The following is a 17,004-nucleotide window of genomic DNA, read 5'->3' on the forward strand; positions in this document are numbered from 1 at the left end:
GGCGGTCACCATGACCCGCCACCTGACCGCCGGCCGTCGCCGCGACCTGACCGTCCTCGCCGTCGAGGCGGCGCTGCTGGCCGCGGCGGTGGCGGTCGGCGCCGTGCTGAACCACCGCGACGCCGGGCTGCACGCCGACGCCGCGCCGCTCTACGCCACCTGGCGGCCGCACGCCGGCTGGGGCACCCTCCCGGCGGTGCTGCTCGCCGTCGGCGTGGTGGCGCGCGGTCCCCACCTCGCCCGGCGGCTCCCCTGGCCCCGGCTGCTGGTCGCCGGCTGGCTCGCCACGGTCGCCTGGACCCTGTCGCTGGCCCTGGTGGACGGCTGGCGGGCCGGGCTGACCGAGCGGCTCACCGTGCAGGCGGAGTACCTGCACGAGGTGCCCCGGGTGCGGGACGTGCCCGCCATGCTGGCCGGCTTCACCGAGCGGATCCTCGACTTCCGGCCCGACTCCTGGTCCACCCACACCGCCGGGCACCCACCGGGCGCGCTGCTGGTCTTCGTCGCGCTGGACCGGATCGGTCTCGGCGGCGGCACGGCGGCGGCGCTGGCCTGCGTCCTGGTCGGGGCGACGGTCTCCGTCTCGGTGCCGGTGACGCTGCGGGCGCTCGGCGACGAGCCGGCCGCCCGCGCGGTGCTGCCGTTCCTGGTGCTGCTGCCCGGCGCGGTCTGGGTGGGTGCCTCCGCCGACGGGATCTTCGCGGCCGTGGTGGCCGCCGGGCTCGCCCTGCTGGCCCGCCCGGGAAAATGGGCGCCCGGGGTGGGCGGGCTGCTGCTCGGCGTCGCCCTGCACCTGTCGTACGGGCTGGTCCTGGCCGGGCTGCTGGCACTGACCGTGCTGGCACTGCGGGCCGCCGGCCGGGTCCGCGCGCTGCTCACCGCCGGGCTCGGCGTGGCCGTGCTGACCGCCGGGTTCGTCGGCTACGGCTTCTGGTGGCTGGACGGCTACCACCTGGTCGTGCGGCGCTACTACCAGGGCTGGGCGGCGGACCGCCCGTACGCCTACTGGGTCTGGGCGAACCTGGCCGCGCTGCTGCTCAGCGCCGGCCCGGTGGCCGGCCCGGCCCTGGCCCGCACCCTCCGCCCGGCGCTGGCCGGGGCCCGCGCCCGGATCGCCGCGCTCACCCGCGGTCCCGCCCGGACCGCCGCCCCGATCGACGCCGACGCCCGCACCGTCGCCCCGGCCGAAGCCGACGCCCGGACCGCCGCCCTGACCGACGCCGGCACCGGTGTCGCCACGGGCGCAGCCGTCTGGCTGCCGCTGGCCGCCGCGCTGACCGTGGCCGCCGCCGACGTCTCCGGGCTCTCCAAGGCCGAGGCGGAACGGATCTGGCTGCCCTTCGCGGTCTGGCTGCTGGTCGCCGTCGCCCGGCTCCCGGCCGGCGACCGGCGCTGGTGGCTGGCCGGGCAGGCGGTCACCGCGCTGGCGGTCAACCACCTGCTCTGGACCGTGTCCTGACCGGGTGCGGGAGCCTCGGGCGGGCCGGGTTGGCCGGGCGGCCCGGGCGGCCCGGGCGGCCCGTAAGAACCTCGCAATGGTTCCGCCGGCCCACCCGTCGATACGCTGGGCGACACCAGGGGGAGGTACGCGGTGACGCAGCGGGTGCTGGTGGTCGACGACGACCGGACGGTCAGCGACGTGGTCTGCCGGTACCTGGAGCACGCCGGCTACCAGGTCGACCACGTCGGCGACGGGGCCGCCGCGCTGGCCGCCGTGGCGCGGCACACACCGCACCTGGTGGTGCTCGACCTGATGCTGCCGGTGCTGAACGGGCTGGAGGTCTGCCGCCGGCTGCGGGAGCGGCCGGACGGCGTACCCATCGTCATGCTGACCGCGCGCGGCGACGAGGCCGACCGGATCCTCGGCCTCCAACTGGGCGCGGACGACTACCTGAGCAAACCCTTCTCCCCCCGGGAGCTGGTGCTGCGGGTGCGCTCGGTGCTGCGCCGGGCCGGCGGCGAGCCGGTCGCGCCGCCGGAGGTGCTGCGCGACGACGGCCTGGAGGTGCAGACGGGCCCCCGGGTGGCCCGGCTGCACGGCCGGGAGCTGACCCTCACCCTGCGGGAGTTCGACCTGCTGGCCCACCTGATGCGGCATCCGGCGCGGGCGTTCCGCCGGGCGGAGCTGCTGGACCGGGTCTGGGGCTGGAGCTTCGGCGACCAGTCCACCGTCACCGTCCACGTCCGCCGGCTGCGGGAGAAGATCGAGGCCGACCCGGCCAGTCCCCGACGGATCGTCACCGTCTGGGGCGTCGGCTACCGGTACGAGCCGGCCGATGCGTGACCTGGCGTTGATCTTCGGGGCGGCGCTCGCCGCGGCGCTCTGCGTCGGGCTGCTCGGGGCGGTCGCGCTGCGACTGCTGCGCGGCCGCTCGATCCTGGTGCACGTCGTCGTGCTGCTGACCATGACCGTCTCCGCGGTGGTGGCCGGGGTGGCGGTGATCGCCGAGGCGATGTTCCTCTCCCGGCACGACCTGGAGGTGGTGCTGATCACCGTCTCCGCCGCCGCCGTGGTGAGCCTCGCGGTGGGCTGGCTCTTCGGCCGCCGGCTGGCCGCGGCGGCGGTCTGGGCGGACCAGGCGCGGGAGCGGGAGCGGCGGATCGAGAAGGGCCGCCGCGACCTGGTCGCCTGGGTCTCGCACGACCTGCGCACCCCGCTCGCCGGGCTGCGCGCGATGGCCGAGGCGCTGGAGGACCGGGTGGTCCGCGACCCGGAGACCGTCGACGAGTACCACCGCCGGATCCGGGTGGAGACCGACCGGATGACCCGGCTGGTCGACGACCTGTTCGAGCTGTCCCGGATCAACGCGGGCGCGCTGCGGCTGTCGCTGGCCGCGGTGCCGCTGGGCGACGTCGTCTCCGACGCCCTCGCCAGCACCGCCCCGCTGGCCGCGGCCCGGCGGATCCGGCTGGTCGCCGCCGAGTCGGGCTGGCCGACGGTGACCGCCAGCGAGCCGGAGCTGGCCCGGGTGATCGGCAACCTGCTGCTGAACGCGGTCCGCTACACGCCGGAGGACGGCACGGTCCGCGTGGACGCCGGCCGGGACGCGGACACCGCCTGGCTGGCGGTGGCGGACACCTGCGGCGGCATCCCAGAGTCGGACCTGCCCCGCCTCTTCGACGTGGCGTTCCGGGGGGAACCGGCGCGGACCCCGGGCAACGGCGGCGGTGAGGGCTCGGGCGGGTTGGGGTTGGCGATCGTGCGCGGGCTGATTGAGGCGCACGGTGGGCGGGTAGACGTACAGAACATCACCGATGGGTGCCGGTTCGTGGTCCGGTTGCCGGTCGCGGGAGCCTGACGCATCGATCGGGCGTCATATCTATTTCCATACATGTACAACTTTCTCTGGGACGGTAATGGTCATGCCGAATCAGCCGAATGACCGGTACCAGCAGGACACCGAGCGGAGCTGGCGGGCGGCCGGGGCCGCCGGGCGGTTCCCGGCGCAGCCGCCGTACCGGGAGGCCCGGAGCGCTGCCCCACTCTCCTGGGCCGAGCTGAACGCACTGCCACCCGCGGCCACCCGGCGCGGCCTCAGCGCCCGCTGAGCGGGGTCGGAGGAAAGCGACGACACACCCGGGCGTTCCAGCCGGGCCTTTCGCACAGGTGTCGGGTAGCGTCTCCTGGTCCGAAAACTCGGCCTACGACAGGAGAAGCTCCGCGCATGGGCAAGAAGACGATCCACGTCTCCGACTTCAGCGGCACGGTTCTGCAGCGGGACGACGAGGTGGTCCGCGTCGTCGTGCTGGAGCACCCTGACCTGGTCGCCGGCCCCGTGCAGCTGGACGCCACCCCGGTCGAGATCGAGAGCATCGACGACGCCGCGCTGGACGTGGCGGTGGTGGAGATCCACGACAAGCACGGTCACGGCGAGCCGCGTCGGGTGGTGCTGACCGCCAGCGAGTTCGACGCGATGGCCACCGACGTGCCGATGGCGCAACTGCTGCGCACCGCCGAGCGGGTGCGGCCGCCGAAGGCCCGCAAGAGCGCGGAGAAGATCGACTACGGCACCATCGAGCACGCCGGCAAGCCGCACCGCGGCCGGGTCACCGAGGAGGAGTCCCGGCTGGTGCGGGAGCGGCTCGACGAGGTGAACAAGCGCCTCGCCGACGCCGGCATCCGCCAGATCGACCCGGCCGACCCGGAGCACGCCGCCCGTTACGGCTTCCCCACCGCCGACTGATCCCCGCCGCCCCGCCCGGGCGCGTCCGGCGGACCCGGGCGGGTGGGAGGTCAGGACTGGTGGCGTCGCGCGGCCTCGGCGAGGGCGGCGGTGACCGCCGCCTCCATGTCGGACTTGTCGAGGCCGAGCCCGCTGAGCACGCCGTCGCCCCCCTCCTCCTCCAGCAGGGCGAGCAGGATGTGCTCGGTGCCCACGTAGTTGTGGCCGAGTCGCAGCGCCTCCCGGAAGGTCAGCTCGAGCACCTTCTTGGCGCGCGCGTCGTAGGGGATCAGCTCGGGGATCTGGTCGGCCGGCGCCGGGAAGGTCGCGGTGACGACTTCCCGCAGCCGCTCCAGCGGTACGCCCCGCGCCACGATCAGCCGGGCGGCGAGCCCATTCGGCTCGGCGAGCAGCCCGAGCGCGACGTGCTCCGGGCGGATCTCCGGGCTGCCGGCGGCCCGCGCCTCGTTCTGGGAGGACACCACCACGTTGCGAGCCCGGTCGGTGAAGCGGCCGAAGCCGGCGTTCGGGTCGAGGGCGGCCGCGGTCTCCGCCTTGGCGGCGGACCGCTTCTGGGCGGCCTGCTTGGTGACGCCCATGCTGCGCCCGATCTCGGTCCACGAGGCGCCGGAGCGGCGGGCCTGGTCGACGAAGTGGCCGATCAGGTGGTCGGCGACGTCGCCGAGGTGGTCGGCCGCCAGCACGGCGTCGCTGAGCTGGTCCAGCGCGTCGGTGTGCACCTTCTTGATGGCCTCGATCAGCTCGTCGAGGCGTACCGGGTTGCTGATCTGCACGGGATTCGTCATGCGTCAACCATAGGTTGACGATCCGCCTTCGTCAACCAGCGGTTGACGTTGCGGCTCGCGGCCCGCCGCGCCCCGCCGGGCCTCAGAGGTGGACGGACCCGGTCCGGTGCGGTGCTCCGGCGGCGGCCCCCAGCTCCGTGACGAGCAGGTCCACCTCCGGGCGCGGCCGGCGACGGCGGGCGGTGACCACGCCGATGTGCCGGGTGGGCCGGGGCGGCTCGAGGGGGATGACGGCGAGCTCCGGTGCCGAGGGGAGGAGCGCGATCTCCGGGATGAGCGACACGCCCACGCCCGCACCGACCAGCAGTTGGGCGAAGAAGTAGTCGCTCGTGCTGCCCGCGAACCGGGCCTCGAAGCCGGCGAGCGCGGCGAACCGCCGCAGGTACGCCTCCGTCCGGCGGCAACCCAGCACCCACCGCTCGTCGGCCAGGTCGACCAGGTCGACCGACTCCTTGCCGGCCAACCGGTGGTTCCGTGGGGTCACCACGGACAGCGGGTCGGCGAGCAGCGGCGTCCACTCCAGGCCGGACCGGTCCCCGGCCCGGCCGGGTAGGGGACCGTCGAACTGGTACGCGACGGCGAGGTCCGCCGCCCCGTCGCGGACCGCCGGGAGGCTGCTCTCCGGTTCCATCTCCACCACGTTCACCTCGACATCGGGGTGTGCGGCGACGAAGCGGGTGAGCACGGCCGGCAGCAGGTGCCGGCCGCCGCTGCTGAAGGTGGCGATGGTCAGCCGGAGCGGCCCGGCCAGCCGGTCGATCTGCGCCTGGGCCTGGCGCAACTCGGCCGAGATCGCGGCCGCCGCGTCGACCAGCAGCCGGCCCGCCTCGGTGAGCGTCACCCCGCGGGTGCTGCGGGCCACCACCGCGGTGCCGACGCTGCGCTCCAGCGCGGCGATCTGCTGCGAGACGGCGGACGGGGTGAGCCGGAGGGTCGCCGCCGCCCGGCTGAAGCTGCCGTGCAGCGCAACCGCCTCCAGGATCCGCAACCGGTGCGGGTCGATCATCAGATCTCCTAACAAGGCGTTAATCAAATCGACAGTTCCGCTGGAAGCCACGGGCTGTCAAGGTCGATCGCATGCGAGAGGTGTTGGTCATCGGCGGTAGCCGGTACTTCGGTCGGCTGCTGGTCACCCTGCTCCAGGAGGCCGGCAGCCGGGTCACCGTCGTCAACCGTGGTTCCCCGCCCCCGGCTGGCGTCGGACACCTGGTCGCCGACCGGGACGACGAGGCAGCGCTCCGGGCGGCGTGCGGCCCCCGTACCTTTGACGTGGTCATCGACCAGGTCTGCTACACGCCGGCGCAGGCGGAGGTGGCGTGCCGCGTCTTCGCCGACCGTGTCGGCCGCTACGTCATGACGTCCACCATGGAGGTGTACGACCCGGCCACCTCGCCGGGCGGGCTGCCGGCGGTCCCCGGCGTGCCGGTAGTGGAGGACGCGGTGCGGCCGGCGGACTGGCCGGTGCGGCCGGACCTGCCGTGGCACGACCCCGACCGGCTCGCCACGGTCTTCGACCCGGCCACCGGCTACGCGGAGGGGAAGCGGCAGGCCGAGGCGATGTTCACCCGGTCGGCGCCGTTCCGGTACGCCAGCGTGCGCAGCGCGCACGTCCTCGGCGGCGGGGCCCGGGACTTCACCGGGCGGCTCGCCCACTACGTCGAGCGGGTGACCGCCGGGCAACCGGTCGCTGTGCACCCTGATCCGCTGCCGACTTCGTTCATCCAGGAACGGGAGATCGCCGAGTTCCTCCGCTGGGCGGCGGCGGCGGACTTCGTCGGGCCGGTCAACGCGACGTCGCACGGCGAGCTGACGGCCATCGAGCTGTGCGACCTGGTAGCCACCCGGGTCGGCACGCCGCCCCGCTACCAGGTCGTCGAGGACGGCCCGGCGTCACCGTTCTCGTTCGACCGGTACTACGCGATGGACAACGGCCGGGCCGAGCGGCTCGGTTTCCGGTTCGGCGCCGTCCGGGACTGGCTCCCGACGGCGATCGACGACGCCTTGGCGGCGAGGGAGGAGGACCGGCATGCGGTCACGCGCGATCGGTAACGTCCCGGTGGGCGCCATCGGCCTGGGCGCCATGCCGCTGTCCATCGAGGGCCGGCCGGCCGAGGACCGGGCCATCGCCACCATCCACGCCGCGCTCGACGCCGGCGTCACGCTGATCGACACCGCCGACTCCTATCACTGGTACGCCGGCGAGGCCAGCCACAACGAGGAACTGATCGCCAAGGCGCTCGCCGGGCATCCGGGGGCGGCCGAGGTGCTGGTGGCGACCAAGGGAGGGCGGGGCCGCCCGGGGGACGGCTCGTGGACGGTGACCGCCACCCCGGAGCACCTGCGACGGGCCTGCGACGCCTCACTGCGCCGGCTCGGGGTCGAGGCGATCGGCCTGTACCAGCTGCACAAGCCGGACCCGGAGATCTGGACGGACTCAGTCGGCGCGGTGCGGGAGCTGGTCGACGCCGGCAAGGTCCGGATGGCCGGCGTCTCGAACGTCACGGTCGACCAGCTCCGGCAGGCCCGGGAGATCCTCGGCGATCGGCTGGTCGCGGTGCAGAACCAGTATTCGCCGGCGGTCCGGGACGGCGAGCCGGTGCTGCGGCTCTGCCACGACCTGGGGCTCGCCTTCCTGCCCTGGAGCCCGCTCGGCGGCATCTCCCGCAGTTCCCTCGATGACCCGTGCGGACCGGCCTCAACCGGTACGGCGTTCCACGCGGTCGCCGCGGAGCACGGCGTGAGCCCGCAACGGGTCTGCCTGGCCTGGTTGCTCGCCCGGTCCCCGGTGGTGGTGCCGATTCCCGGCGCCAGCCGGCCGGCAACGATCCGTGACTCGGCGGCGGCCGCCGACCTGCTCCTCGACCTGGCGGACCTGGCCCGGCTGGACGCGGCGGAGCTCGTCATCCCGGCGTGACGATGGTCGGCCAGCGACCCGTTGTCGACGCCCAGGTGGATGCCCATGGAGGTAGGCGGTCTCGCGGGCGGTGAACGTCGAGTGCTCGAAGTAGCGGTTGCCGGCCTGGGCGCCACGGCAGAAGTCGGAGAAGGCGCAGTGATCGGCGCATGTGTTGAGGGCGGTCACGAACTCGGCGATGAGACCGATGCCGTTCACGGCGGCGGCTCCTCGGTCCGCGCGCCTTCGAAGGTGGTGACGCGGTAGGCGTGGGTGTGCCGGGCGGGCCAGCCGAGGAACCGGTCGAACATGTCGGAGGCGCCGCCCGTCACGCTTGGGTTGAGCCGGTGCAGATCGTCGATCGCGTCGTGCAGGCAGGCAGCCAGGTAGAGGAGCAGACTCACCGGCGCGTCCTGGTACTCGGTCACGAGCGCGAGCTTTGCCGCACCGCAGGGCCACGGCTGCCCGCACCGGCGGCACAACCACAACGGACGCAACGGCAGATGCTCCACCGCCGCCGGCGCGACCCGGTACGCCGAGGGTCGGCGCTGCTGCCCGGTCACCGGCGACCTCCCTCTCGGGCCTGCTGCTCGAACAGCCGACGCCACACGTGGGTGAGCAGCGGCGGATCAGCAGGCCGCACCTGCCACTGCGAAGATGCACGCCCGGGCTCAGGTCGCCGCCGGGACTGGTCGGCCATCGCGTTACGCGAGAGGTAAACCGTCATGCCGGCGCCCCCATCCGAGACGGTGGACGGTGGGCTCGCCGGGGGAAAGGCGAACCCACCGCCGTACCACGGCGGCCGGGAGCAGCCCGCCGATCACCCACCCACGCAGCCCTCACGGCGGTACGCAGGCGGGGCGTCAAATGCACGCGTAAGGGAGCGAGCTGGGACGGCAACGGCCGAAGCACCAGGGCGAACTCCTGTCTCCCAGCGATCCCGTCGTTCATCTCGAGCTCCCTGGCGTGAGGTTGCGATTGCATGCCGGCCGCCTACTCGCCGCTAGCGGCGGCACCAGCACAATCAGGTTCGCCCGGTGAGCCCGACGATGGGGATGACCTGTCGGTGCACTCACGGTGCACCTGCCAGCACGCCAAGTGCCGTTACGATCGTCCGGCCGACTGTCCCCATCGAGAGGACGTGCCATGGCCGCGGTGACGACCTGGACCGGCCGGGAAGCAAACGCTCTGCGCCAGGCCTTGCGGATGAGCGTTACCGGCTTCGCCGAACACCTGGGCGCGGCCCGGCGGACGGTGGCCAAGTGGAGCAGCCAGGGCGACAAGATCCATCTGCGTGCCGACATGCAGGCCGCCCTGGACACGGTGCTGGCGCGGGCCACCCCGGACGTCCGTGAGCGCTTCGAAGCACTGGTGAGAGCAGGTACCAGCGGTGCACCTGCGGATCCCGCGACGCTGCCCGTCACCGACGCGCACATCCATACTGGCGCAGGCGGCATTCACGACCTCGACTCGGACGGCGACGTGCGGCGCAGAGATCTCCTGACCGGCATGACAATCAGCGGCATCACCCTGCCGAACGCCGCAACCCTGCTCGAAGCACTGGTCGCACCACGACCTCGCAACGCCGAGCCAGTTGCCCTACCCCTCCGGCAGTTCGCACAGGATGTCGCCACCGCGAAGATCGACTACCAGGCGTGCCGTTACGAGCAGGTTCTCGCCGGGCTTGCGGCCCTGTTGCCCGCCCTGGAACCAACTCGCGCGGACGCCGAAGGCGAGCAGCGAACGCGAGTCGATGCCCTGGCCAGCGACCTCTACCACGTCGCCGGCAGCGTGCTGCTCAAGGTCGGTGACAAGGGCATGGCCCTGGTCGCCGCCGAACGCAGCACCCGCGCCGCCTCGATCAGTCAGGACCCGGTGGCGATGGCCGCGAGCGCCCGAATCATGACCCACGCCCTCATGAGCAACGGCCACAGCACTCAGGCACGGCAGCTTGCCGAAGACGCAGCCGAGACCCTCCGAAGCGGCACCCGACTTGCCTCGACCGACGCGGTGGCCGTCTACGGCGCCCTGCTGCTGCGCGGTGCTATCGCCGCCGCCCGCGACGAGAACCGAGACAGCGCACAAGCCATGCTCGACGAGGCCTCCCATGCCGCCGGACGACTCGGCTACGACGGCAACGACCGGTGGACCGGCTTCGGTGCCACCAACGTCCTGCTGCACCGCGTCAACATCGCGCTGACCCTGGGCGACGCCGGCACCGCCATCGCACTCGCCCGCCAGGTACCACTGGACAAGATCCGCCTCGCCGAACGCAAGGCCACCCTGTTCGTCGACATGGCCCGCGCCTACACGCAGTGGGGACGCTACGAGCAGGGCCTGAACGCGCTACGCAGCGCGTACGACGTGGCACCAGAGGAAATCCGGTGCCGGCCAGCGGTTCAACGGATCGCCAGCGACCTGGCAGTCCTCACCCGGGCGCACGTTCGCAGCGTTGTCCTCGACTTCGCCCAGCACGCGGGGATCCGCGTATGACTCGCGGCCACCTGCAGATCGTCGTCTGTGCTGCCGGTCCCGCCGCGGACGTGACACAACTGGTCACCACCGCAACGCGGCATTCGTGGACCACGGCGGTCACCGCCACCCCCAGCGCCCTCGACTTCATCGACGCCGAAGCGATAGAGCGGCTATCCGGGCACCCGGTCCGGTCCACCTACCGGTCGTCCCCCGGCACCCGCCAATCTCTCCCCGCCGCGGACGCGCTCATCATCGCCCCCGCGACCTACAACTCCGTCAACAAGATCGCCCTTGGCATCGCCGACAACTACGCGATGACGACGGTCGCCGAGCTGATCGGCCGTCAGGTGCCGACCGTGCTCGTCCCGTTCGTCAACGCCGCGCTGGCCGCCCGCGCACCCTTCCAACGCGCCGTGGCGGGTCTCCGCGATGAGCGCGTCCGGGTCCTTCTCGGGCCCGACGACGGATGGGAGCCACACCCACCCGGCAGCGGCAGCAGTCGCCAGAAAGCCTTCCCGTGGACGACGGCGTTCAAAGCGGCGACCCGGCTGGCCGGCGAGGCGCCGGCCGGCAGCACTGATCGCAGCTGACTCGCCTGCTGTCAGTCCGGACAGTAATGAGGCGGCAGCCTGCTCCCATACGCGCGACTCGGCGGCCTCCGACCGATCTGGTCGTCGTCAGTAGGCCGCGCAGCGTCCTGGCCTGGCGTGACGAGGGCGAACACCGTGTCAGGGGTCGTGTCAGGGGCGTGTCAGGGGGGTGACAGGCCGGATTCCGATGGTTGGCCGCATGACAACTTCAGCGATTGCGGTCTCAGGACTGCGAAAAGCCTACAAGGACAAGGTCGTGCTCGACGGCATCGATCTTGATGTCCGCACGGGAACGGTGTTCTCCCTGCTCGGCCCGAACGGGGCGGGTAAGACGACGACGGTGAACGTGCTGACCACGTTGATGAAGGCCGACGGTGGGACGGTACGCGTCGCCGGGCATGATGTCGCGACCGAGGCCAAGGCGGTGCGCGCGGTGATCGGAGTCACCGGTCAGTTCGCGGCGGTGGACGAGCTGCTGACTGGGCAGGAGAACCTGCAGCTGATGGTGGATCTGAACCGCGCGGTCTCCGGCGACGGCAAGCTGATCGTCACGGAGCTGCTGGAGCGCTTCGATCTGGTGGAGTCGGCACAGAAGCCCGCGTCGACCTACTCCGGGGGTATGCGCCGGAAGCTCGACCTGGCGATGACGCTCGTCGGCAACCCGAAGATCATCTTTCTGGACGAGCCGACGACGGGACTGGACCCGCGCAGCCGCCGCACGATGTGGTCGATCATCCGTGACCTGGTCGCCGACGGCGTGACCATCTTCCTCACCACCCAGTACCTCGAGGAAGCCGATCAGCTCGCCGACCGCATCGCGGTACTCGACCAGGGCCGCCTGGTCGCCCAGGGCACTCCCGACGAGCTCAAACGCCAGATCCCCGGGACCCACGTCCGGCTCCGGTTCACCACCGCCGCCGAACTCGACACGGCCGCACGGGTCCTCACCGACTCCACGCGGGACGACGAGGCACTGACCCTGCGGGTTCCCAGCGACGGCGGCACGAAATCGCTGCGGGCTGTGCTGGACAGGCTCGATGAGTACTCACTCAGTTCCGAGGAGTGCTCCGTGCACACACCCGACCTCGACGACGTTTTCCTCGCCCTGACGGGCCACACCACGAAGGTGGACGCGAAATGAGCGCCAAGTCTCACTCGTTGGTGATGTTGCGCCGCAACTTCAAGCACATCGCCAGGAACCCGACCTCGGTGTTCAACGCGGTCCTGATGCCGATCATCATCATGTTGATGTTCGTGTACATGTTCGGAGATGCCTTCAACGTCGGTGTCGACTACATCGACTATGCGACGCCGGGACTGATCCTGCTGGCGGTCTGTTACGGGCTGGGGTCCACCGCGACGGCGGTGAACTCCGACATGACGAAGGGCATCATCAACCGGTTCAAGGTGATGCACGTCTCCCGTGGTGCGGTGCTGACCGGTCACGTCATCGCCAGTGTGCTGACCAACGTGGTCGCCATCGCGGCGCTCATCGGGGTGGCCTTCCTGCTGGGATTCAGCCCGTCGGCGAGTCTCCTCGACTGGCTCGGCGTGGCCGGCATCATCGTGCTGCTCGGATTCGCGGCCGGCTGGCTCACGGTCGCCTTGGGACTGGCGGCAAAGTCTCCAGAGACGGCGGGTCTGGCCGCCGTGCCGCTGGTCATGCTGCCGTTCTTCAGCAGCGCGATCGTCCCGGCGGAGAAGATGGGGCCGGGCCTTAGGCAGTTCGCGGAGTACCAGCCCTTCACGCCGATCATCGAAACCATGCGCGGGTTGCTCAACGGCGCACCGGACACCAGCGACGCGATCATCGCCGCCGCCTGGTGCGTCGGGATTGCTCTCGTCGGATACCTGTGGGCGCGTTCCACGTTCAAGAAGCGAGCGTGACCTCGACCAGCTGACTCCAGCTCGTCTGGGTGCCCTCCCGAGCCGCCTCGGCGAACCCCGTGTCGCCGAGGCGGCTTCGTGCTGCCCGCTCGATCCGGGCAATGTCCGGGAGCGAACGATCCGGCAGTCCGCGCACGGCGTTGCTCGCCGCTAGCAGCCGCGCCGCCTGCTCGGGCTGGTCGCGGCGCAGTGCCAGGTCCGCGACCCCGACGAGGACCTGCGCGATCATGGGCGCGTGCCCCGCCTCGGCCGCCGCCCGGTAGGCTGCGGCATGGTACTCACAGGCCTTGTCCAGATCGTCGGCGAGGTAGCCCAGCAGGTCGTGCGTCAGCGCGCGGAGCTTCTCCGCTCTGTCCCCCAGCATGGTCGTTGCGACATCGAGTTGCCGGTGAGCCTCTTCGGCGTCGTCGCGCCAGCGAGCGAGTTCCGCCTTCGACAGGGCCAGCTCCGCGAGAGCCTCCGGCCAGGTGACCCTCTCGGCGTACCGTTCCGCCTCGGCTACCGCGGCCTCGCTGGCGTCCTCATCACCGAGCAGCCAGTACAGCTGAGCCTGTCGCGACCGCATCCGGATGACGTCCTCGATCACGCCGACCTCGGTCACGACCTCGATCGCCTGTTCGTAGTACTCGCACGCACCAGCGAACTCGCCCCGCGTGGCGATGCGGTCCGCCAGCTCGGTCAGGGCGAACGAAATCCCGAACCGTTCGCCGAGTGTCCGAAACTCGGTGAGCGCCATCTCAAGGTACGCGTCCGCGTCCCGCCCGCCGTGGCCGAGCATGACCCGCGACTTGCCGAGGTGCAGCCGGGCAAGCGCGCATACCCAGGGGTCCTCGTTGTCCAGCAATGATTCCCACGCGGGCAGGAACGCGTCCGGTGCCTGCAGCATGCGTTCCAGCGGGACGACCAGGGCCAGCACGGGGTTGCGGGACTGGCTGCGCTGGGCGAACCGGTACGCCTTGTGGATCCACTCCGCCACCTGGTCTTCGTCGGCGGCCCGCCCGGAGCTGGCGAACGTCACGGCGAGCCCGTAGACGGTGGCCCGGGTCTCGTCGTCCACCTCGCCGGGGATGCTGGTGGCCGCGGTGATCAGCTCCCTGCCTTCGGCCCTGTGCCCACTGAGCCACCAGTACCAGCCGGCACCCGCCGCGAGCCGCATCGCCGCCTGCGACTCGCCGGCCGCGAGCGCACCACGCATCGCGGAACTGATGTTGTCGTGCTCGGCGTCGAGCGTGGCGAGCCAGGTCAACTGCTCGGCGCGGCGAAGGTGCGGGTCCGCGGTCCCGGTGAGTTCGGTGAAGTAGGCCAGATGCGCGTGGCGCGCCAGGTCCGACTCCCCAGCCTCGGCGAGCCGGTACGCGGCGTACTCCTTGATCGTGCCGAGCATCCGGTAGCGCGGTGCGCTGTCACCCGCGGCGACCAGCAGCGACTTCTCGGTCAGCGCGGTGAGCAGCTCGAGTACCTCTTCCGGCTCGACCGCGTCGCCGACGCAGACCCGCTCGGCCGCTTCCAGGCTCGCCCCGCCCGAGAACACCGAGAGCCTGCGCAGGACCACCCGTTCGACGTCGGTGAGCAGCTCCCAGCTCCAGTCGACCATCGCACGCAGTGTTCGGTGCCGTGGCAAGGCGGTACGGCTGCCGCCGGTCAGCAGCCGAAACCGGTCGTCGAGCCGGTTCGCGAGCTGGTCGATCGACATGGTGCGCAACCTGGCCGCCGCCAGCTCGATCGCCAGCGGCATCCCGTCCAGCGCCCGGCAGACGCGCGCCATGGTCGCCAACGTGTTGGCGTCGACCACAAGATCCTTGCGCACCGCGCTCGCCCGGTCCAGCAGCAATCGGACGGCCGGTGCGGACTCGATCTCGCCGGGGGTGGCGTTCCCGTCCGGCAGGGCCAGCGGCGCGACCGGCCACAGCGCCTCACCGGTGATGCCGAGTGGTTCCCTGCTGGTCGCCAGGATCCGCAGCCGCCGGCACTCCCCGAGCATGCGATGGGCCAGCTCGGCCGCCGACTCGATCACGTGCTCGCAGTTGTCCAGGATCAGCAGCACCTCCCGCTCGCGGATCGCGGCGATGAGCCGGTCCCTCGGCTCCAGGTTCGACGCCTCACCGAGCAGTGCGTCGCGGAGGCCGAGCGCGGCGAGCGTGGCCTGCGCCACGTCGCCGTCGGCGCCGATGGCCGCGAGCTCCACCATCCAGGCCCCGTCGGGCAGGTCGCCGAGCAGATTGCGCCCGGTTTCCGCGGCCAGCCGCGTCTTCCCCGACCCGCCCGGCCCGATCAGGGTGGTGAGCCGGTGCTCGGCGACGAGTTCGGCGACCGCAGCCACATCGACATCCTTGCCGATGTAGCTGGTCAGCTCGGCCCGCAGGTTGGTGTTCCGGTTCTCCTCCCGCCGTCCCGACTCGCCGCGCAGCAGCGCGACGTGCAAGGCGGACAGCTCCGGTGAGGGGTCGACGCCCAGCGCGTCGGCCAAGGCCTCTCTCGTACGCTGGTACACCAGCAGGGCCTCGGTGTCGCGACCGGCCGCCACGAGGGCCCGCATCAGCGCGGCGACAAGCCGTTCTCGCAGCGGGTGCGCAGCCACGAGGTCGGTCAGTTCCGTGACCAGCTCCGGACCGTGGCCGAGGCTGATCTCCGCGTCGAACCGATCCTCCAGGGCGGTCAGTCGCAGCCTCTCGAGCCGGGTGACCGCCGCGTCGAACGCCGCACTGTCCGGCAGACCGACGTCCTGCATTGCGGCACCGCGCCACAATGCGACGGCCTCGCGCAGCCGCCGTACGCGCTGCGGACCCTCGTCGTCGCGCGCCCGGCCCACGAGGCGTTCGAAGCGCACCGCATCGACGGCGTCGGGTTCCACCGTCAACCGGTAGCCGTCCGTCTGCCCCTCGATCAACCCTTCCGGCAGCGCCTTTCGCAGCCGGGAAACCAAGCGGTACAGGGCATTCGTCGCGTCGGCGGGCGGATGTTCACCCCAGATCCAGTCGACGAGCGTCGCCTTCGGAACCACACGACCCGGTTCGAGCGCAAGGGCGATCAACAGCCCACGCAGCCGCGCGCCCGGCACGTCGGCGACGGTGCCGTCGTCCGTGCGAACCTCGAACGGTCCGAGCATCCCGATCTGCACCCAACAGATCTTGCCATGAATGATGATCAGGGATGAATTGCCCGACGCCTGCGGGTCAGGAACGCGATCAGTTGGTCGACGACCCTGAAGTAGCTGCCGTTCAACACCTCGCCGGCATCCCGCCACATCTCGAGGAGGCGCCTCACCTCGTCGACCGCGAAGACCGTCAGCGCCCAAATCGACCCGTCTGGCAGGTAAACGAATTCATCGACGTTGGCGACCGACTCGACGGTGTCGGTCACATTCAGAAGGAACCTTGCCAACCCCGGCGACACCCCTGAACAGATGCCTCCGGTCATTCTTCTGCGCACGGCCGATGCACACCGGCCGAGACACGCACATCGTCCTGGCCTGCGCGACCAGTTGGATCACCGTGTCAGTGGTCGTGTCAGGGCGGTGGCAGGGCGGTGTCAGGCCTGGCGCCGATGGTGGACGCGTGACAGGAGACAGCGCTTCCTCAACTCAGCTCACGCCTCCGCCCGGAGGGCCCCAGGAGATCGACGGCCGCCGCATTTTCGTGCATCGGTCGGGCAGCGGCGGACCGGCCGTGGTGCTGTTGCCGGACGCCAGCGCGGTCGCCTACCCCGGGCACCAGTAAGACCCGCATTCCCCATCCGTCCGTTCAAGTGAGCTTCGTACCAGATTCAAGGAGTGCACAACCATGTCCATCACCCTTTCCGACCAGGACAAGACCACGCTGCGGATCGCCGCGTACGGCGCCGTCACGCTGCTGTCCGCCGCTGGTGCCGCCGGCGGCTCACCCCACAAGATCGCCACGAATGGCAGCATCGCGCTGGGCTCGGCCACCGGCCTGGTCGGGCACGTACTCACCGAGTATCCCAAGGGCAAGGAATTGAACGGCAAGTCCGTGGCCGAGATCGCCGACCGCGTGCTGCCGGCCTTGACGGCGGCCATGAGCCTGCTCAAGGAGCAGGCTCCGGAAGAGGCCGACAACTTCCGCAGCACCGTCATCACCGCGATCGAATCCGCCACCCACCACGCCCAGCCCAGCCCCATCGTGGCCGAGATGATCCGCAAGATCACCAAGGCCCTCGACGCCGCCTGACGGGAT

At 71.5% G+C, this 17,004-nt stretch carries 18 protein-coding genes and 1 pseudogene; 12 read left to right on the forward strand and 7 right to left on the reverse strand.

Features of this window, described 5'->3' with window-relative positions; all coding sequences use genetic code 11:
• Positions 1–10: 10 nt before the first annotated feature.
• The 5 genes from OG799_RS21910 to OG799_RS21930 all read left to right on the forward strand — a co-directional run bounded on the left by OG799_RS21910 (position 11) and on the right by OG799_RS21930 (position 4,184).
• Entirely contained in the window at positions 11–1,459 is a 1,449-nt protein-coding gene (locus OG799_RS21910; protein ID WP_406037010.1) for a hypothetical protein, read from the forward strand.
• A 132-nt stretch (positions 1,460–1,591) separates the two neighbouring features.
• Complete coding sequence (locus tag OG799_RS21915) at positions 1,592–2,284, forward strand: response regulator transcription factor (protein ID WP_406037011.1); 693 nt, start codon at positions 1,592–1,594, stop codon at positions 2,282–2,284.
• Positions 2,277–3,299: a sensor histidine kinase gene (locus OG799_RS21920; protein WP_406037012.1), complete on the forward strand. Its 1,023-nt coding sequence runs from the start codon at positions 2,277–2,279 to the stop codon at positions 3,297–3,299. The genes OG799_RS21915 and OG799_RS21920 overlap by 8 nt, the downstream gene beginning before the upstream one ends.
• 64 nt (positions 3,300–3,363) lie before the next feature.
• Entirely contained in the window at positions 3,364–3,549 is a 186-nt protein-coding gene (locus OG799_RS21925) for a DNA repair protein (protein ID WP_406037014.1), read from the forward strand.
• A 116-nt stretch (positions 3,550–3,665) separates the two neighbouring features.
• Entirely contained in the window at positions 3,666–4,184 is a 519-nt protein-coding gene (locus OG799_RS21930; protein ID WP_406037016.1) for a hypothetical protein, read from the forward strand.
• Between the two features lie 50 nt (positions 4,185–4,234).
• On the opposite strand, the gene OG799_RS21935 is transcribed toward OG799_RS21930, so the two are convergent.
• Entirely contained in the window at positions 4,235–4,969 is a 735-nt protein-coding gene (locus OG799_RS21935) for a Clp protease N-terminal domain-containing protein (RefSeq protein ID WP_406037018.1), read from the reverse strand.
• A gap of 82 nt (positions 4,970–5,051) precedes the next feature.
• The gene (locus tag OG799_RS21940; protein ID WP_406037020.1) at positions 5,052–5,975 is read right to left on the reverse strand and encodes a LysR family transcriptional regulator; all 924 of its coding nucleotides are present in this window, start codon (positions 5,973–5,975) and stop codon (positions 5,052–5,054) included.
• A gap of 71 nt (positions 5,976–6,046) precedes the next feature.
• Here OG799_RS21940 and OG799_RS21945 point away from each other — a divergent pair, with 71 nt between their 5' ends.
• Both OG799_RS21945 and OG799_RS21950 read left to right on the forward strand, forming a co-directional pair.
• Positions 6,047–7,018: a reductase gene (locus OG799_RS21945; RefSeq protein WP_406037022.1), complete on the forward strand. Its 972-nt coding sequence runs from the start codon at positions 6,047–6,049 to the stop codon at positions 7,016–7,018.
• Positions 6,996–7,883, forward strand: a complete 888-nt coding sequence (locus OG799_RS21950; protein WP_406037024.1) for an aldo/keto reductase — start codon at positions 6,996–6,998, stop codon at positions 7,881–7,883. The genes OG799_RS21945 and OG799_RS21950 overlap by 23 nt, the downstream gene beginning before the upstream one ends.
• A gap of 51 nt (positions 7,884–7,934) precedes the next feature.
• Here the strand turns inward: OG799_RS21950 and OG799_RS21955 are convergent.
• From OG799_RS21955 to amcA, 3 genes and pseudogenes are all read right to left on the reverse strand, one after another.
• A pseudogene (locus OG799_RS21955) lies at positions 7,935–8,069 on the reverse strand (radical SAM protein); the annotation flags it as partial.
• A gap of 8 nt (positions 8,070–8,077) precedes the next feature.
• Positions 8,078–8,425 carry a hypothetical protein gene (locus OG799_RS21960; protein WP_406037026.1) on the reverse strand — a complete coding sequence of 116 codons (348 nt, stop codon included), beginning with the start codon at positions 8,423–8,425 and terminating at the stop codon, positions 8,078–8,080.
• On the reverse strand, positions 8,422–8,589 hold the full coding sequence (gene amcA / locus OG799_RS21965) for a multiple cyclophane-containing RiPP AmcA (RefSeq protein WP_406037028.1): 168 nt from the start codon (positions 8,587–8,589) through the stop codon (positions 8,422–8,424). Before amcA ends, OG799_RS21960 begins: the two co-directional genes overlap by 4 nt.
• 419 nt (positions 8,590–9,008) lie before the next feature.
• Here amcA and OG799_RS21970 point away from each other — a divergent pair, with 419 nt between their 5' ends.
• The 4 genes from OG799_RS21970 (at position 9,009) to OG799_RS21985 (ending at position 12,814) form a co-directional block, all read left to right on the forward strand.
• On the forward strand, positions 9,009–10,355 hold the full coding sequence (locus tag OG799_RS21970; RefSeq protein ID WP_406037030.1) for a hypothetical protein: 1,347 nt from the start codon (positions 9,009–9,011) through the stop codon (positions 10,353–10,355).
• Positions 10,352–10,927 (forward strand): flavoprotein, encoded by a 576-nt coding sequence (locus OG799_RS21975; RefSeq protein ID WP_406037032.1) that lies wholly within the window; start codon positions 10,352–10,354, stop codon positions 10,925–10,927. Before OG799_RS21970 ends, OG799_RS21975 begins: the two co-directional genes overlap by 4 nt.
• Positions 10,928–11,126: 199 nt before the next feature.
• Positions 11,127–12,068, forward strand: coding sequence for an ATP-binding cassette domain-containing protein (locus OG799_RS21980; protein ID WP_406046368.1), 942 nt, complete (start codon positions 11,127–11,129; stop codon positions 12,066–12,068).
• Positions 12,065–12,814 carry an ABC transporter permease gene (locus tag OG799_RS21985; protein ID WP_406037034.1) on the forward strand — a complete coding sequence of 250 codons (750 nt, stop codon included), beginning with the start codon at positions 12,065–12,067 and terminating at the stop codon, positions 12,812–12,814. The genes OG799_RS21980 and OG799_RS21985 overlap by 4 nt, the downstream gene beginning before the upstream one ends.
• Here the strand turns inward: OG799_RS21985 and OG799_RS21990 are convergent.
• Positions 12,798–15,932, reverse strand: coding sequence for a BTAD domain-containing putative transcriptional regulator (locus tag OG799_RS21990; RefSeq protein WP_406037036.1), 3,135 nt, complete (start codon positions 15,930–15,932; stop codon positions 12,798–12,800). The genes OG799_RS21985 and OG799_RS21990 overlap by 17 nt on opposite strands.
• Positions 15,933–15,958: 26 nt before the next feature.
• Positions 15,959–16,174, reverse strand: coding sequence for a hypothetical protein (locus tag OG799_RS21995; protein ID WP_406037038.1), 216 nt, complete (start codon positions 16,172–16,174; stop codon positions 15,959–15,961).
• Positions 16,175–16,593: 419 nt separating this feature from the next.
• Here OG799_RS21995 and OG799_RS22000 point away from each other — a divergent pair, with 419 nt between their 5' ends.
• A complete protein-coding gene (locus OG799_RS22000) occupies positions 16,594–16,998 on the forward strand; it encodes a hypothetical protein (RefSeq protein WP_406037040.1) in 405 nt (134 codons plus the stop codon).
• Positions 16,999–17,004 lie beyond the last annotated feature (6 nt).

It is taken from the genome of Micromonospora sp. NBC_00898 (assembly GCF_045207895.1).
In the GTDB taxonomy this organism is placed as follows: domain Bacteria; phylum Actinomycetota; class Actinomycetes; order Mycobacteriales; family Micromonosporaceae; genus Micromonospora.

What these genes read in the sequence shown, in the direction of transcription:
- OG799_RS21980 (WP_406046368.1), top strand. Translation starts at nt 11,127, where the DNA reads ATGACAACTTCAGCGATTGCGGTCTCAGGACTGCGAAAAGCCTACAAG.
- OG799_RS21910 (WP_406037010.1), top strand. Translation starts at nt 11, where the DNA reads ATGACCCGCCACCTGACCGCCGGCCGTCGCCGCGACCTGACCGTCCTC.
- OG799_RS21925 (WP_406037014.1), top strand. Translation starts at nt 3,364, where the DNA reads ATGCCGAATCAGCCGAATGACCGGTACCAGCAGGACACCGAGCGGAGC.
- OG799_RS22000 (WP_406037040.1), top strand. Translation starts at nt 16,594, where the DNA reads ATGTCCATCACCCTTTCCGACCAGGACAAGACCACGCTGCGGATCGCC.
- amcA (WP_406037028.1), bottom strand. Translation starts at nt 8,589, where the DNA reads ATGACGGTTTACCTCTCGCGTAACGCGATGGCCGACCAGTCCCGGCGG.
- OG799_RS21970 (WP_406037030.1), top strand. Translation starts at nt 9,009, where the DNA reads ATGGCCGCGGTGACGACCTGGACCGGCCGGGAAGCAAACGCTCTGCGC.
- OG799_RS21935 (WP_406037018.1), bottom strand. Translation starts at nt 4,969, where the DNA reads ATGACGAATCCCGTGCAGATCAGCAACCCGGTACGCCTCGACGAGCTG.
- OG799_RS21920 (WP_406037012.1), top strand. Translation starts at nt 2,277, where the DNA reads ATGCGTGACCTGGCGTTGATCTTCGGGGCGGCGCTCGCCGCGGCGCTC.
- OG799_RS21985 (WP_406037034.1), top strand. Translation starts at nt 12,065, where the DNA reads ATGAGCGCCAAGTCTCACTCGTTGGTGATGTTGCGCCGCAACTTCAAG.
- OG799_RS21975 (WP_406037032.1), top strand. Translation starts at nt 10,352, where the DNA reads ATGACTCGCGGCCACCTGCAGATCGTCGTCTGTGCTGCCGGTCCCGCC.
- OG799_RS21950 (WP_406037024.1), top strand. Translation starts at nt 6,996, where the DNA reads ATGCGGTCACGCGCGATCGGTAACGTCCCGGTGGGCGCCATCGGCCTG.
- OG799_RS21930 (WP_406037016.1), top strand. Translation starts at nt 3,666, where the DNA reads ATGGGCAAGAAGACGATCCACGTCTCCGACTTCAGCGGCACGGTTCTG.
- OG799_RS21940 (WP_406037020.1), bottom strand. Translation starts at nt 5,975, where the DNA reads ATGATCGACCCGCACCGGTTGCGGATCCTGGAGGCGGTTGCGCTGCAC.
- OG799_RS21945 (WP_406037022.1), top strand. Translation starts at nt 6,047, where the DNA reads ATGCGAGAGGTGTTGGTCATCGGCGGTAGCCGGTACTTCGGTCGGCTG.